General features: G+C 60.6%; 18 protein-coding genes. 9 read left to right on the plus strand and 9 right to left on the minus strand.

Annotation, left to right across the window (positions count from 1 at the left end; all coding sequences use genetic code 11):
* Positions 1–213 precede the first annotated feature (213 nt).
* Positions 214–1,191, minus strand: coding sequence for a nucleoside recognition domain-containing protein (locus tag AC1DUP_RS15255; RefSeq protein WP_477833064.1), 978 nt, complete (start codon positions 1,189–1,191; stop codon positions 214–216).
* 120 nt (positions 1,192–1,311) lie between these two features.
* Between AC1DUP_RS15255 and AC1DUP_RS15260 the strand changes: the two genes are divergently transcribed.
* Entirely contained in the window at positions 1,312–1,764 is a 453-nt protein-coding gene (locus tag AC1DUP_RS15260) for an Lrp/AsnC family transcriptional regulator (protein ID WP_113302099.1), read from the plus strand.
* A 30-nt stretch (positions 1,765–1,794) separates the two neighbouring features.
* On the opposite strand, the gene AC1DUP_RS15265 is transcribed toward AC1DUP_RS15260, so the two are convergent.
* The 3 genes from AC1DUP_RS15265 to AC1DUP_RS15275 form a co-directional block, all read right to left on the minus strand.
* A complete protein-coding gene (locus AC1DUP_RS15265; protein ID WP_477833065.1) occupies positions 1,795–3,144 on the minus strand; it encodes a carbohydrate porin in 1,350 nt (449 codons plus the stop codon).
* 177 nt (positions 3,145–3,321) lie between these two features.
* A complete protein-coding gene (locus AC1DUP_RS15270) occupies positions 3,322–3,714 on the minus strand; it encodes a COG4315 family predicted lipoprotein (protein ID WP_113302074.1) in 393 nt (130 codons plus the stop codon).
* Positions 3,715–3,815: 101 nt separating this feature from the next.
* Positions 3,816–4,340: a hypothetical protein gene (locus AC1DUP_RS15275; RefSeq protein WP_113312188.1), complete on the minus strand. Its 525-nt coding sequence runs from the start codon at positions 4,338–4,340 to the stop codon at positions 3,816–3,818.
* A 311-nt stretch (positions 4,341–4,651) separates the two neighbouring features.
* Between AC1DUP_RS15275 and AC1DUP_RS15280 the strand changes: the two genes are divergently transcribed.
* Together AC1DUP_RS15280 and AC1DUP_RS15285 are read left to right on the plus strand one after the other, a co-directional pair.
* Positions 4,652–5,359 carry a phosphatase PAP2 family protein gene (locus tag AC1DUP_RS15280; RefSeq protein ID WP_113312187.1) on the plus strand — a complete coding sequence of 236 codons (708 nt, stop codon included), beginning with the start codon at positions 4,652–4,654 and terminating at the stop codon, positions 5,357–5,359.
* A 612-nt stretch (positions 5,360–5,971) separates the two neighbouring features.
* On the plus strand, positions 5,972–6,352 hold the full coding sequence (locus AC1DUP_RS15285; protein WP_113312186.1) for a pentapeptide repeat-containing protein: 381 nt from the start codon (positions 5,972–5,974) through the stop codon (positions 6,350–6,352).
* A gap of 197 nt (positions 6,353–6,549) precedes the next feature.
* Here AC1DUP_RS15285 and AC1DUP_RS15290 read toward each other — a convergent pair whose 3' ends face one another.
* The 3 genes from AC1DUP_RS15290 to AC1DUP_RS15300 all read right to left on the minus strand — a co-directional run bounded on the left by AC1DUP_RS15290 (position 6,550) and on the right by AC1DUP_RS15300 (position 9,355).
* On the minus strand, positions 6,550–7,107 hold the full coding sequence (locus AC1DUP_RS15290; protein WP_113302079.1) for a dual specificity protein phosphatase family protein: 558 nt from the start codon (positions 7,105–7,107) through the stop codon (positions 6,550–6,552).
* A 22-nt stretch (positions 7,108–7,129) separates the two neighbouring features.
* Positions 7,130–8,521, minus strand: coding sequence for a HAMP domain-containing sensor histidine kinase (locus tag AC1DUP_RS15295; RefSeq protein WP_477833066.1), 1,392 nt, complete (start codon positions 8,519–8,521; stop codon positions 7,130–7,132).
* A 156-nt stretch (positions 8,522–8,677) separates the two neighbouring features.
* Complete coding sequence (locus AC1DUP_RS15300; RefSeq protein WP_113312185.1) at positions 8,678–9,355, minus strand: response regulator transcription factor; 678 nt, start codon at positions 9,353–9,355, stop codon at positions 8,678–8,680.
* 283 nt (positions 9,356–9,638) lie between these two features.
* On the opposite strand from AC1DUP_RS15300, the gene AC1DUP_RS15305 reads away from it, so the two are divergent.
* From AC1DUP_RS15305 to AC1DUP_RS15320, 4 genes are all read left to right on the plus strand, one after another.
* A complete protein-coding gene (locus AC1DUP_RS15305; RefSeq protein WP_113302081.1) occupies positions 9,639–9,917 on the plus strand; it encodes a hypothetical protein in 279 nt (92 codons plus the stop codon).
* Between the two features lie 24 nt (positions 9,918–9,941).
* On the plus strand, positions 9,942–10,748 hold the full coding sequence (locus tag AC1DUP_RS15310) for a COG4705 family protein (RefSeq protein ID WP_113302082.1): 807 nt from the start codon (positions 9,942–9,944) through the stop codon (positions 10,746–10,748).
* Between the two features lie 315 nt (positions 10,749–11,063).
* Positions 11,064–11,816: a COG4280 domain-containing protein gene (locus tag AC1DUP_RS15315; protein ID WP_113302083.1), complete on the plus strand. Its 753-nt coding sequence runs from the start codon at positions 11,064–11,066 to the stop codon at positions 11,814–11,816.
* Positions 11,813–12,031: a hypothetical protein gene (locus AC1DUP_RS15320; protein ID WP_113302084.1), complete on the plus strand. Its 219-nt coding sequence runs from the start codon at positions 11,813–11,815 to the stop codon at positions 12,029–12,031. The genes AC1DUP_RS15315 and AC1DUP_RS15320 overlap by 4 nt, the downstream gene beginning before the upstream one ends.
* 61 nt (positions 12,032–12,092) lie before the next feature.
* Here AC1DUP_RS15320 and AC1DUP_RS15325 read toward each other — a convergent pair whose 3' ends face one another.
* Entirely contained in the window at positions 12,093–12,611 is a 519-nt protein-coding gene (locus AC1DUP_RS15325; RefSeq protein ID WP_477833067.1) for a hypothetical protein, read from the minus strand.
* Positions 12,612–12,741: 130 nt separating this feature from the next.
* Positions 12,742–13,005 (minus strand): hypothetical protein, encoded by a 264-nt coding sequence (locus AC1DUP_RS15330; protein ID WP_113302086.1) that lies wholly within the window; start codon positions 13,003–13,005, stop codon positions 12,742–12,744.
* A gap of 588 nt (positions 13,006–13,593) precedes the next feature.
* Between AC1DUP_RS15330 and AC1DUP_RS15335 the strand changes: the two genes are divergently transcribed.
* On the plus strand, positions 13,594–13,734 hold the full coding sequence (locus AC1DUP_RS15335; RefSeq protein ID WP_162748659.1) for a hypothetical protein: 141 nt from the start codon (positions 13,594–13,596) through the stop codon (positions 13,732–13,734).
* 127 nt (positions 13,735–13,861) lie between these two features.
* Positions 13,862–14,161, plus strand: a complete 300-nt coding sequence (locus tag AC1DUP_RS15340; protein WP_113312181.1) for a hypothetical protein — start codon at positions 13,862–13,864, stop codon at positions 14,159–14,161.
* Positions 14,162–14,171: the final 10 nt, after the last annotated feature.

A 14,171-nucleotide genomic window follows, 5' to 3' on the forward strand; every position in this document is an offset into this window, starting at 1 on the left:
CCGGAAGGTATCGCGCTCCTTGCTCTCCCCCCGGGGAAGGCAAGGGGCGCGCTGCATTAGAGCATCTCCGTCTTTCTCAGAAAGACGGAGATGCTCTATCTCTGTGTTTTCACGCAATTCCAGACGCAAAACCGCTTCGCACTTTTGCTGGAATTGCTTTAGCGACCGGTCCGACCACTTTCCCACAGCCGCAATCCACGGGGCCGTCCGGTGCTATCGCCGTTCGGCTTCCATATTTCTCAGGCGAAACATCTGCGCGAAGAATGCCTTGTCAGGCAGGCGGCGAAGCAGGGCGGCAATCGCGGCACATGCCGCTACGGCGAAAATGAGCCGGCCGGTCAGGACCCCGTGCAGATCCGCGCCGAGCGACATCACCACGATCGTATCCTCGATCACGCTGTGCGCGAAGCCCATGAACACGCAGGACAGAAAGATCTGGCGCGGTGATATCGCTCCCGATTGTGCCTCGCGGATCAGCAGGCCGGCGCCGTAGGAAATGCCCAGAAACAGGCCGATAGCCGTGAGATGTTCGGCCTCGCCCCTGATGCCGGCGAGGCGCAGCACAGGCGAAAGAGCCTTCATCATCAGTCCCAGCAGCCCGGTCACCTTGAGGATTTCAAGAGCCCAGGAGAGGACGATGAGGATGACCAGCATCCAGACCATGGTCTGCGCAAGTCCAAGAAAGTAGTCGGCCCAGTCCGGCGTTGCGCTGATGGGCAGCCAGACAGGATGGACCTGAGAGGACAGCCAGCCTGTCGCGGTGAGAACATGGTGCAGCAGGAAGGCATAGAGCAGGCCGCCCGCAATGCGCAGCGTGGTCGTCGCGATCATGCCCGGACCCGCCTTCTGGATGATCTTCTGCTCGATCGGCAGGCCATGCGCGAAGAGAATGAGGGCCGAGAATACCGTGATATCGGCGACGCTGAGCGAGGATGCGGGAACGAGGGTGAAAATGAGCGGAACCGCACCCCAGATCCCGACCAGCATGCCCGTCAGCCAGGCGAGGCCCAGCTCCGGAGGCAGTCCGATCAGGTTCATGACGGGCGCAAAGGCGGGGGCGACAGCCTTCACCGCTCCCATCCTCGACAAGAGCTCGGCAAGGATCGCGATTGGAACCGTTATGCGGGCAAGCACCCAGTAGATTGCGAGTGTTTCCGTGGTGTTGCGCCGGATGAGCGATAAGAACGACATTTGAGACCCCCTTTATGGTGCCTCAATCTGCTAGCCCTGTTCACTTCGAATTTGTGATCAAAGATTGCAGATCCGTGCAATTTTATTGCAATGGCGCGTTTGACCGATATGCTCCGGGGAATGGATCGTATCGACCGAAAACTTCTGAACCTGATGCAGCGCGACGCATCGCGCACGAATATCGACATGGCCGAGGAGGTGGGCCTGTCTCCCTCCAGCTGCCTGCGCCGCGTGCAGCGGCTCCACAAATCTGGTGTGATCGACCGCATCGTCGCAATCCTCAATCCCGCAAGGGCCGGACGCGGGATCAAGGCGCTGGTGACGGTGGAACTGAAGCTGCACGGAGAAGCGCATATGCGCCGCTTCCTGGATATCGCGATCGCCGAGGAGGCCGTCTCGCAAGCCTATGCCGTCACCGGCGAAACCGATGTCGTTCTGATGCTGCGCCTGCGCGATATGGAGGAATTCGACTCTCTGTGCGAAGGTCTTTTCCGCGACGAAAACAATGTTGCCCGCTATTTCACCATGATCGTTATCCGGACGGCGAAAGAGGAAACGGCCATCAGGCTCTGATCGGCGCGCCGTGGCTGCCGGCCGCCGGTTTCAAAAGGATGTCACGGCCCTGAATCCGAAAATCGCTGCATTCTGTATCCGCGAGTTCGGCTTGTCGGGATCGGCGGCATTGCCGCCGGGGCGGATGACATATTGAAAGAACGGCTGCGCCGTAAACCATGGCGTCACGGCAGCCTGGTATGTGGCTTCGATCACGGCCTCGGAACTCGGAACCGGCTGCGACGTCCCGGTTAAGGCATTTTCAGCCCTTACCTGATCCGACATGCCCGAACTCATGCTGGCATAGGCAAAGCTGATGCCGGCGGTGTCATCGTCGCGGCCCGGCAGAAGCCCCTTATAGGCAAGGCCCAGATCGAAATACCAGTTCATGCTGTTGCGCTCCTGCTGCGGCGCCACCGCGACACGCACAAATCCGTTGAGGCCATTGTCCTTGCTGTCAGGCTCCTGCCAGAGCGTCTGATCGACGACGGCATAGACCGCAAAATTGCCCGAGAGGCGGCGCGGGCTGCCGCTCGACAGGGGATCGGCGAGTGAAACGCCGTTCGATGCGGTGGTCAGGCTGTCGAACTGCTCCGAATTATACCAGGCGCCGATCTTGTAGGTGCCCGGCAAGCCGGGCTCGCCCTTTCCGGGCGCATAGGCATAGGCCGCCTCGGCAATGGCCAGCACCCCATCGCCAATCGGAAAGCCCAGTCCATTGGCATTGCCATCGGGGTCAGAACCGGTCGGGCTGCCATTGAAGACGGCAGCCTGCAGCGTCCAGGCATCGTCGGGCTTGATGATGATCTGAGCGCCCGGAACGGCGAAGGGATAGGCCGGTCCTCCACCGGGAAGATCGGCGGCAAAAATGCCGGGCCATCCGAATGTCGAGTTGACGAAAAGGCTGGCCGTATTGCTGATCGCGAAATTCTGGTCCGCCAGAATCTGGCCGAGCTTCAGCGTCACCGTGTCGTTCATCAGGCTCTGTGAGAGATAGAATTCTCCCAGCCTGAAGCCGGGATCGGCCTCCACCGAGGTGACCGTCAGGAGGTTGCCGACATCCTTGCCGGACAGGCCCTGGCCCTGGATCGCATAACCGGAAATATGGATGGCGCCGCCGGTCCAGCCTGCCAGCCGGCCCATGTCGAAGTCGCCCTGCAACTGGAAGAGGCCGTCATAGGCCGCGCCCCTTTTCACGCCGCCCGAGACATTGCCGAGCACATCGCTGGTCTGCGACATCGTGAACGTGACGCCCTGATCGCGCAGCCAGTTGCGGTAGCCGTGCCAATCGCCTGTGAGTGTCGTCTCCGCATAGGATGGCGGTGCCGTATCGTCCGCCCGTGCTCCCGCGCCGCAGGCAGCAATCGCAAACGAAAGGGCGGCGCCGGATACCTGTCTCATTCTCTTCCCTCTTCCGGGGGCTGACGTCGGGAGGCGCTGGCCGATAGCGCCTTTGCGCGAATATGAGCTTGCTATCCTTGGAACGAATTGCGCAGCAGGGCAAGTTTGTCGGCTACGGTATTGTAGACCCGGCTTGTCCTGCCGCCAGTTCGGTACGCTTTGCCAGACACTATGCCTTCACGGCTTGGCGATATGCCAGACACCTTCGGCGCCGTCGCCGTGGATGTCTCCAGGCCTGGAATCGAAGTGATAGGTATAGAGCGGCGAGCCGTTATAAGCCCACTGTGTTACCCCTGTCGGTCGGGTGACAACGCTCCAGGGACCGGATGCCTTGGCGCCGGCCGGTGCTGCGAAGGGAGGCCAGGCGAGGGCGCAGAGCAGGGTGCATGCCGATTTTCCGGGCTGATCCTTGTCGAAAGTGTAAAGCGACTGGCCGTCGGCGTCTGCCAGCAGCTTTTGCTGTCCGCTGGTGACGACCGTGGCGGGCGACGCGGTCTTTGCCTCTGCAGCCGATAGCGAGATCAGGGCGAGGCCAAGCGAGATTACCAGGCTTTTCGTGGTTCCAGACATTTCTGGTCCTTTCTGCCGCTCCTCTGTGCCTGAACAGGTGGGTTCCTGCCGGTCACAGGCGGCGTTTGGTTCAGGGGTGGTGAGGTCCAGTTTGCGGGCAGCTAACCCTTTGCAGCAGGTGCCGGCGGCACCGGCAGAATGATTTCTGAAGCAACCTTCCAGTCCTTTCCGATATGCAGCCAGTCGATGATCATCAGGAACGGTTTGGGCGTCCCGTCTTGGCCCGCGTATGAGACGGTGATGTTCATCGGCGCGTAGGATTTCGCCACGTCAGGCGTCAAGCCGACGATCTTGAGCTTCGTGTAGTCCGGCTCGAGCACGACCGGGCCGGATGTGCCGATGTCGTGCAGCTTCCGGTCGATCGCTTCGTTGCCCCAGAAACCTGCCCAGTTTCCCTCGGCGGGAACGGCGCTCTTGGCGACGAGAAGGGCTGAGGGGGATTGCCAGAACATGGCGTGAAGACCCTTGAAGTCGTGCCGGTTGGCGAGATCCATCAGCCTTGTGAATTCCGCCCTGATCTTGCTGGCGGCCTCGGCGTTCAGCGGTCTTTTGTCGGCGGAAGCAGCAGCCGAGGGCGCGGCGGAAACGGCCAGGACGATGGCCGCAACTGATAATGTCCTGTGCATGTCGTTACTCCGTGAGCGACCGTCCTTCAGCCGCATCAGGATCATCCGGTTAGCCGGGATTTGTAACTATACGAAGGTCGAGAGAGCCGTAGATGAAGGCGTGGGTACAAAGTTCGGTGAGCCCTATGTGATCGTGTCGGTCTGCCGTCGTGACGGCTTCCGTCATATTCATCGGCGCCGGCAGCGCGGCCGCGGCTTGCGAGTGGATTCGAGGTGCGTCGCCCCCTTGCAAAATCAAGCCACTGCACACAGTTGATGAGTTCCGGCGACCGGAGCTTTCCCGGCGCGTGACACCGTTCGAAGGGAGCAGAATGCAGCGTATCAGGACCTGGCTGAACCAGTATGAGCCGATGACGCTCATCACCTTCGCCTGCCTTGCCGGCGGGTTCTTCCTGCTGCAGCGGCTGACGAGCGAGGTGCTGGAGGGAGAAACGCTGGGCTTCGACCAGACGATCCTGCTCTGGCTGCGCCAGCCCGGCGATCTTGGCCGGCCGATCGGCCCGCAATGGCTCGTTCATGCGATGGGCGATATCACCAGCCTCGGCGGCATCACCGTTCTCACGCTGCTGACGCTGCTTGCGACCGCCTATCTGCTGCTCAACCGCAAGACCACGATTGCCGTCTTCCTGTTCCTCTCGGTTCTCACGGGCTGGCTGGCGAGCACCGGCCTCAAGATCATCATCGCCCGCGCCAGGCCGGACATCGTGCCGCACCTCGTCGATGTCAACGATCTCAGCTTTCCGAGCGGCCATGCGATGGTCTCGGCCGTCACCTATCTCACGCTCGGCGCGCTGCTGGCCCGCACCCAGCATTACCGCGCAACACGCGTCTTCGTCATGGCGGCGGGCATCTTCCTCGCCGTCATCATCGGCCTCAGCCGCGTCTATCTCGGCGTCCATTATCCGACCGATGTTCTCGCCGGCTGGGTCGCCGGTTCGCTCTGGGCGCTCTTATGCTGGCTGGTCTCGAAACGCTTCATCGCGCGGACGGCTGATGAAGTGCAGAGCGAGCGGCAGTGATGGTTCGTGCCGGCCGATAGATATGCACCACCGAGCCCCGCGGGAAGGCCTTTGAGCTGATCAGTTCGAGGCGCTGTGGCGAGCGTTTAGCAGGGCAGGGTGATGATCTGGTGATGGGAGGTTTCTGTTTACGCGCATGGCCCCCTCATCCGCCTGCCGGCACTTTCTCCCCGATGGGGAGAAGACATATGCCGCGCCGTTCCCGCGTCCCGAAAGGCATCGCATGCCACGTCCCCTCGCCCCAGCGGGGGGAGGGTTAGGGTGAGGGGTCCACACGCACAACGCTTCCTAATTTCTGTCTTGATGACGGAGGGGAGATTGTGCTCCGCCGACCCCACGAAAGCTCTGAAGTGGCGTGCGGGCAACGCGGCTCGGCACAATGATCCGGAATTATGTAGCAGATGCCACCAACCGAAAGCGCTTCGGCGGTGGCTGCTGTAAGCCCGAGAGCACCCATCGGTCATGTCAGCAATTTGCGGGTATCGCGAAACTGCCAATTCTGCGACTTTGCGCAAGCCAGGAAAACAAGTTTTGCTTTATTCAGGAATTTTGCAACACTACCACAGGTTAGGTATTCTTTGAATCGATCATAATCGGCTGGAGGAAACGACAATGACTGATCAGCAAGGATGCAACCCGTTTGATGGCCCTCAAATGCAAGGCGTGCATTATGAGCGGGCAGATATGTCAGGCGCTAATTTCGATGGCGTCCATCTCGCGGACGCACGATTTTACGCTGTTTTGACGAAGGCAAAATTCATCGACACCAATTTGTCCGAAGCGAATTTTGACGATGTCAACCTTGAGGGTGCGCGCTTTAACATCGTCAATCTGTCTGGAGCCACCGTCACGAATGCGAACCTGTCGCGATTGACCATAAGCGGTGTCACATTGGCGGACGCGGAAATCGCAGATGCCGATTTGACCGGGATGCGGATCAACGGAGTTCTCGTCACCGATCTATTCAAGGCTTATGACCAGGCGAAAAGCTGAGGGTCAGTTGTTGGGTCGACGATAGACAAAGCTCGAAAGTGACATTTCGGAGCAATCTGAAACATGATCGGCTCCCGCAATGGGCCGGAAGCGGATATCGGTGGCAATTGCTACATAATTCCGCAATGATCTCCTCACCCCCCGATCATGGCGTGAACAGACGCTTCCCGCAACGCTCTTGCACGTGCCGGCCAAGCCTAGCTATCCAGCCCAAACACCTTCTCGAGATTCTCCCAGCTGCGGTCCATGGCAAAGGTCGACGACAGATACGGAATGCCGATATGGCCGAAGCGGACGGAAAGCTGCTCTTCGGCGGTTTCCTCGTCTATGCCGGCTATCTGCTGCAGATAGAGCACCGAGACGAGGCCCGTGCGGTCCGCACCCGCCTGGCAGTGGATAAGGATCGGTTTTGGCGCATCGCGCATCAGCGCCAGCAGTTCGTGCGCCTGTTCCGGCGTCACGTCCCGGGAGGCTGACAGCGGGTAGTTTATGTGGGTGATGCCGGCTTTCTTCGCTGCCTCGGTTTCCTGCATGTACCAGTTGGCGGTGTTTTCGCCGCGCAGGTTCAAGACGGTCTTGATGCCGTAGCGGGCGGCATAGGTGTCGATATCGGCGCCGGAGGGTTGGGCCGAGCGGTAGAGTTCGCCCGGCAGCACTTCATGGAAATTGCCCGATAGTTGCAGCGCGCCGAGATAGGCTCCAAACAACAGCGCGGCGATGCCGAAAGCGGCGGGGATTCTCCAACGTCGTTTCATTCCTGATCCTTGGTATTGGGCTTTATGCCTGAGATTGGGCGGGAAAATCGAGCGTGATGCCGAGGCCGGGATGCCGGTCGGCGAGCGTGATGTGGGCGGAATGCAGATCGGCGATCGCCTTGACGAGGCTGAGGCCCAGGCCGCTGCCTGAGGTCGTGCGGCTCTTGTCGAGGCGATAGAGGCGGCGGAAGACCAGTTCGCGCTCCGCTTCGGGAATGCCGGGGCCGTCATCGGAAACACCAGCCGAAAAGCCGTCATCGTCGGCCCGGAGCGCAAGCGTGATCCTGGTCATCGGCGGGCAATGGTTGATGGCATTTTCCACGAGGTTGACGAAGAGCTGGGTCAGCAGTTCCCGGTCACCATTGACCATGCAGGGGGAGGCTGGTCTGGTGGTAAAGTCGAGAGACTGGCCGTTATCCTCGGCAACGCTGCCGTAGATTTCCGCAACCGAACTCATGATGTCGCTGATATCGACCGGCTGGAAGCGCGCCTTGCGGGCGCCGGCCTCGATCTGCGAGATGCGCAACAGCGCCTCGAACGTGGCGTTGATGCGGTCGCTTTCCTCGCGGGCGTCGATCAGCAGGGTCTGGACATCCTCGCCGCGCCCGCCCTGTTCGATTGCCTGCTCGACGGTCATCTTCATGCGATTGAGCGGCGTCTTCAGGTCGTGGGCGATATCGGCGCTCACCTGCCGCATGCCTTCGACGAGGGCCGACAGCCGGTCCAGCGCCTGGTTCATATGGGTTGCGACGACATCGATATCATCGCCATTGCCTTCGAGCGGAATGCGCCGCGCCAGATCGCCGGCCGAAACATCGCTCATCGCCCGCTCGATGCCGTCAAGCCGCCGCTGGGCGCGGGCGGCTAGAAAAGCGCCGCCGCCGCAGGCGAGAATGACGATGCCGCCGGTGGCCCAGCCGAAGCTCATCAGCGCGATATGTTCCAGATCCTCGGTTTCGGCAAAGCTTTCGCCGACGATCAGCCGGTTGCCGCCGACGGTGCCTGCCAGGATGCGGATGCGGTCGTCGCCCTTCTGCCCGATGTCGCCGGCCTCGATGGTCGAAAGGCCATCTTCTGCCGCAAACGGCAAGACATTGCCGGCAAGCCGCTTACCCTTTTCGCCCGAAAGCAGGAAAATGCTGTCCTCGGCATTGTTGAGGCGAGCATAGGCTGTGACAGCGGCAACGAGGTCTTCGATGTCGGCCGGCGAATAGGTGGAGGCGACGACCGAATAGGTCTCGCGCACGGAATCGTCGAGCGCCGCAGCCAGATCGCGTTTCAGGAGCTGGTAGGTGATGATGCCCGCCACCAGAAAGGCCAGGATGAAGAGCAGGCCGAAGGCCAGCGCCAGCCGGAAAGGCGTGCTGCGCAGCAGCCTGGATCTTTTCCTGGAAACGGCTTTTTCCTTCAGCATCGGATTATCCGAAAACCGCTATACACTTTTCGGTCCGATGCTCTTTTGTTCAAGCATCGGATGACCCGAAAACCGCTGTACACTTTTCGGTCCGATGCCTGTCTGCTCAAGCATCGGATTATCCGAAAACCGCTACACACTTTTCGGTCCGATGCTCTAGCGCGGCGCATGCAGGCTGTATCCGGTATTGCGCACGGTATGAAGCAGCGGGATGTCGAAAGGCCTGTCGATCTTGGCGCGCAGGCGGCTGACATGGGTTTCGACGACGCTGGTCTTCGGGTCGAAATGGAAATCCCAGACGCGTTCGAGCAGCATGGTGCGGGTCAGCACCCGGCCTTCGCCGCGCATCAGCACTTCGAGCAGGGTGAATTCGCGCGGCTGCAGCTCGATCGTCTGGCCCTGTCGCGTCACCTGCCGGCGCACCAGGTCGAGCTCGAGATCGGCCACACGCAGCACCGTCTTCTGGTCCTGCACGGGCGGGCGGCGCGCCAGCGCATTGACGCGGGCGAGCAGCTCGGAAAAGGCGAAGGGTTTGGTGAGGTAATCGTCGCCGCCGGCCTCCAGCCCTTCGACGCGGTCGTCGACGCCGCTGACCGAGGTGAGGAAAATCGCCGGCGTGCCGATCTTTGCGGCGCGTACCGCCTTGATCAGCGACAGCCCGTCGAGGCCGGGCACCATCCTGTCGACGACCAGCACGTCATATTGCTCACGTGTCGCCTGGAAAAGCGCATCGCGCCCGTCGTCGATGACGTCGCAGACGTGGCCCGCCTCGATCATGCCGCGAGCGACAAAATCGGCCGTCTTTTTATCGTCCTCGACGACGAGAATGCGCATGGCCGGTCCAAACCCTTCACCTGATCGGAAGATTACTCTCACGCCGCACAATTCGCGCATAATTGTGTCCTGCACCTTATCGAATTCTTACGGATTCGTAAGTCGGCGGAACCGATCCGATCCCGGCTCTTGCTGCAACCTGACCTTTCTTACGAAAGCGTATCTTCCCGGCAAAGGCTGTGTATGGACCGGCGGCTAGAAGCTGGGACACGGTGGCGGAAAACGCGAACGCCATCGCTTTTCAAATTGCCGGCGCCGGGCGCCGCATTCAAGGAGATATCCCATGAAGACACTCCCCACGACACGTGTTGGCGCAGGCCTGCTCAATGCCCTCGTCATGGCCGGTTTCATCGCCGTTGCCATGCCCGCCCATGCCGCCACCGTGCCCTGCGAAGACATGCTGAAGGATATGCGCGCCGCCAAGGCGAAGGCCAGGCTCAGCGATGCCGACATGGCCAAGGTCAACGATCTCGAAGCCAAGGCCGTCGAGCGCTGCAATGCCGATGACGACACCCGTTCGGACAAGTTCCTGACCGAAGCCATGGCGCTGATCGGCAAGTGATTGCAGCAAGCGAGGAGAGATCCAATGGCAGAAAGACCATCTGACAGGCCGGCGAACATGCCGGCTGATGACATCAACCGCGTGCCGCGCGTCACCGTCGATTTCTGGCTGATCAAGCTGATGGCGGTGACGATGGGCGAGACGGCGGCCGATTACCTGGCGGTCAATATGGGCCTCGGCCTGACGATGACCTCCATCATCATGACGGCGATCCTCATCGGCGCGATCGTGCTGCAGTTTACCCAGAGGCGTTACGTCCCTTGGGTCTACTGGCTGGCGGTGGTGCTGATCAGCGTCGTCGGCACGCTGGTGACCGATAATCTCACCGATAATTTCGGCGTACCGCTCTTGACCTCGACCATCGCCTTCTCGATCGCGCTGATCCTCACCTTCACCCTCTGGAAGGCCAAGGAGGGGACGCTGTCGATCCACTCGATCTTCACGGCACGGCGCGAGGCCTTCTACTGGCTGGTAGTGCTCTTCACCTTCGCGCTCGGCACTGCTGTCGGCGACCTGATCTCCGAGGTGTTCGGTTTCGGCTACATCACCACAGGCCTCATCTTCGGCGCCATCATTGCCGTCATCGCCTTTGCCCATTTCGCGCTGAGGCTCGATGGCATCCTGTCCTTCTGGCTCGCCTATATCTTCACCCGGCCGCTCGGCGCCTCGCTTGGCGACTATCTCTCGCAGCCTTCGGACTATGGCGGGCTCGGGCTCGGCACGATCTATACGAGCCTGATGTTCCTCGCGATCATCGCCTTCATCGTCATCTACATGAGCTTCAACTACGAACCCGAGATCGAAGGCAGCCCGGAAGAGCCGTTGCGTTAAGGGTTGCCCGATGTGCTCGCCTCGCCCTGTCATGGCTCAGCCATGGGGGCGAGGCGAGCGCTTACGGATTTGTAAGATCGCGGAAAAGCGCGCGACAGGTTTTTGACCTACAGCCGGTGACACGACTTCTGCCCGCCACATGCCTATCCTTCCATTATGGCAATCCTCCCACCCGACAGAGACGGTGTCTGCCGGCCGAGCTATGAGAGTGATGGACATGCCGGGTTCGCTGCTGGCATTCTCCCTGCCGCGGGAGCGATGCCCGGTCCTTCTCGCCTGCCTGTCCGGATCGAAGCCAAGAAAACCGAGTAGACGATGACGACGATCACAAGCATAACCTCGACGATGACCGCCTCCTTCCTCGGCTCCTTCGTGGAAGTCGTGGAGGCCTTCACCATCATTCTGGCCGTCGGCGTCACACGGAGCTGGCGGCCGGCCTTTATCGGCACGGGGCTGGCGCTGTTCGTGCTGGCGGTGCTGGTGCTGGTCTTCGGCCCCTTGCTCGGCCTTATCCCGATCGACATCCTGCAATTCACCATCGGCACGCTGCTGATCCTGTTCGGCATGCGGTGGCTGAGAAAGGCGATCCTCAGGGCTGCGGGCTTCATTGCGCTGCACGACGAGGAGAGGGCCTTTGCGGCGGAGACCGATGCGCTTGCCCGCCAGTCCGCGGACCGGCGGGCCGACTTCCTGGCCGGCACGGCCGCATTCAAGGCGGTGCTGCTCGAAGGCATCGAAGTGGTGTTCATCGTCATCGCGACAGGCGCGCGGCCAGGCATGCTGCCCTATGCCAGTATCGGAGCGCTGATCGCCTGTATCGCCGTGCTCGTCATCGGCTTCTTCGTCCACAAGCCGCTGTCATCGGTGCCGGAAAACACGCTGAAATTCATCGTCGGCCTGCTGCTGACGGCTTTCGGCATCTTCTGGGTGGGCGAGGGCATCGGCACGGAATGGCCGGGCGAAGACCTCTCGCTGGTCGCAATCTTCGGCTTGCTTGCCGCCTTCTCCTTCATCGCGGTCCGGTGGCTGCGGCAGTATCATCATACGCATGCGGAGCCCGCCCGATGAGCATTCTCAGGATCGCCTTCAAGGAATTGATCGGCATGTTCATCGATGACGGGGCGCTGGCGCTGTTCTGCCTGCTGCTCGTTCTCGGGGTCGGCCTCGCGGCAAAATTTGGCCTCATCGGTCCGACGGCGGGTGCCGTGCTTCTCGTCGCCGGCTGTCTTTCGGTGCTTGCCGAAAGTGTCGCGCGGGCAGCACGGCGCAAGTTCAGGCGCTGACCGAACCGCCGCCTCGATCGAGGTCGGCGGCGGCAAGCGTGCGGTATGGGGCAGGGCGATCTTACCGGCGTCTTTCGCGCGCCGCTGCCAGCACCAGTGGCGTGACAGTGGTGGCGAGAGAGCCGAAGGGCAACTGCTGCAAGGCCTTGCCCACGAAGAAGGCTGCGGCCATGGCGCCCGAAAGCTTCAGCCAGGGGTAAACGCCAAGCTGCGCATGGGCGCTCGCATCCACCCAGCGAATATTTTCTTCCACCACATTGCCCGCCTGATGGCGGATGATGTGCAGCCGCGCGCGCAGATTGTCGATCTCGTAGCGCACATCCTCGATCTGCCGCTCGAGTTCCTCTCGGGCGGCGGCGCGTTCGATATCGACGACGATCTCCTCGACCGGCGCATCCTCGGCCACCGCATCCAGATAGTCTTCGTAGGCCGCTTCGCTTGCAAAACCCTCGGCCTTCGCGTGCTGATCGGCTTTTTCCTGTTCGGTTTTTTCTTCACGTTCGGGGGCTGGCGTGGGCTCGCTCGCGTCTCTGATCTCGTCCATGCCTTCGATGGCGTCCCTGCCTGTCGTGCTCGCCATTTCGGTCTCCTCTTTCGCTGACGGAATTCAAACGTTCGAGGCGGAAAAAGGATGCATGGGCGGCGGGGATTGATTGCCGGCGCGTTACGCCGACAGACGGTTGATCCCTCACTTGACCAACACGGATACTCTAGGACTGAACGAGGATCACCAGGGTCTCGGGCAATACGCCGTCATATTCCATCGCATCGGCCGCTTGCCTGCTCTTCATGAATTCCGCCAGCCGGCCCATGTCGGCAACGTCCATGACGAGGCCAACCTTGTTGGACGATTGCGGATCGACGAAGGTGCGAATGTTCGTGCAGCCGATCGGTTCGAAAATTTCCTTGCGACGGGGCGAGGCGAGCCAGTGCTTGACGTCCTTGACGTCGTGATGAGCCAGGATGGTCGGCATTGCGTCCTCCTCTTGCTGCTCCTGATATCAGAGCCGGAGAAAAGTTTACGCCTCGGGTAATCGCATGGATATCACCCGCATGGGTAGGCGCTTCTCTGCTCTCCTCACGAGGGGTTATACTATGGGCTGTGGAGCAGAATATCTCCTGATATAACGGGCATAGCAGTGTATAATTTCTGTAAATCGACCTATATTTTTAGAATAAAATGCGAAGTTGTCTCAATTATTTGACAGGATTTTTTCGGTTATTTCATTTCATGTATTCATGAAATTCGACGCTCCGAATATTAATATTTATTTTTCTGAAAATGTTGAGAGGGCGTGCTATCCTTTGTTTTGCAGACAACCAATTTGACTCGCAGCGGTACCCCAAACGGGCGGGAACCTGCTGCAGAAGCGCGGATCATAACGTTCGTGCCGTCGAAACCCCCAGGGGTCATGGCCGCGAGAACAGCGTCTCGGCCAGGCGCTTAACGACAATGATTGGCGAGGCWGATGCAATTGGCGCGATACAGAAAAAAAGACCTGAAGTTTGCAAGGCTCCATGTCGTGAGGGCGGAGCAGCGCATCAGCAGGCAGGAAGTCATCGTGAGACGGCTGCGCATGATCGGCGGGCCGCTGGATCTGGAGCATGCGCTGCTGGGCAGGCTCTATGACAGCAAGAGGCGGGTTCTCTACCGCCTGAAGCGGATCGAAGACTTCCTCGATGCGACGTCGCAATCAGCGTGACATCGTGATGCAGCCTTCCTGATCGGCAGTCAACGAAGCGGGGGTCATTGCCTTCGCTTCAATCAAAGGAGGACGACATGTCTTCCCCCTTCAAACATTTTCATCGCGATTGCGAGAACGGTTGGCCATGGTAACGATCTTCCTCCCCGATGGATCCGCTGCGGCGAGCTTGGCGCGCTGGCGGCTCCTGGGCGTGCTCAGGCGCGCGGACTATGCGACATCCGATCTCGTGACGTCCGAGAGTGGTGAACATCACGAAAACGTGGTGATGATACGACGCATCAAGGAGGCGACGATGTCTCCGCCCGGCTATCCGGCGTCGAGGCGTCGCAAGCTGAATGCCGATGCGAAAGCCCTGGCATCATGGGAAAACGAAGGAGGCGCTGTCCGCGCCGCCGACGCCCGAACAGGCAAGCCCGATCGATAAGGTCGGCCGG

This window comes from Rhizobium sp. 01L419 (assembly GCF_056400025.1).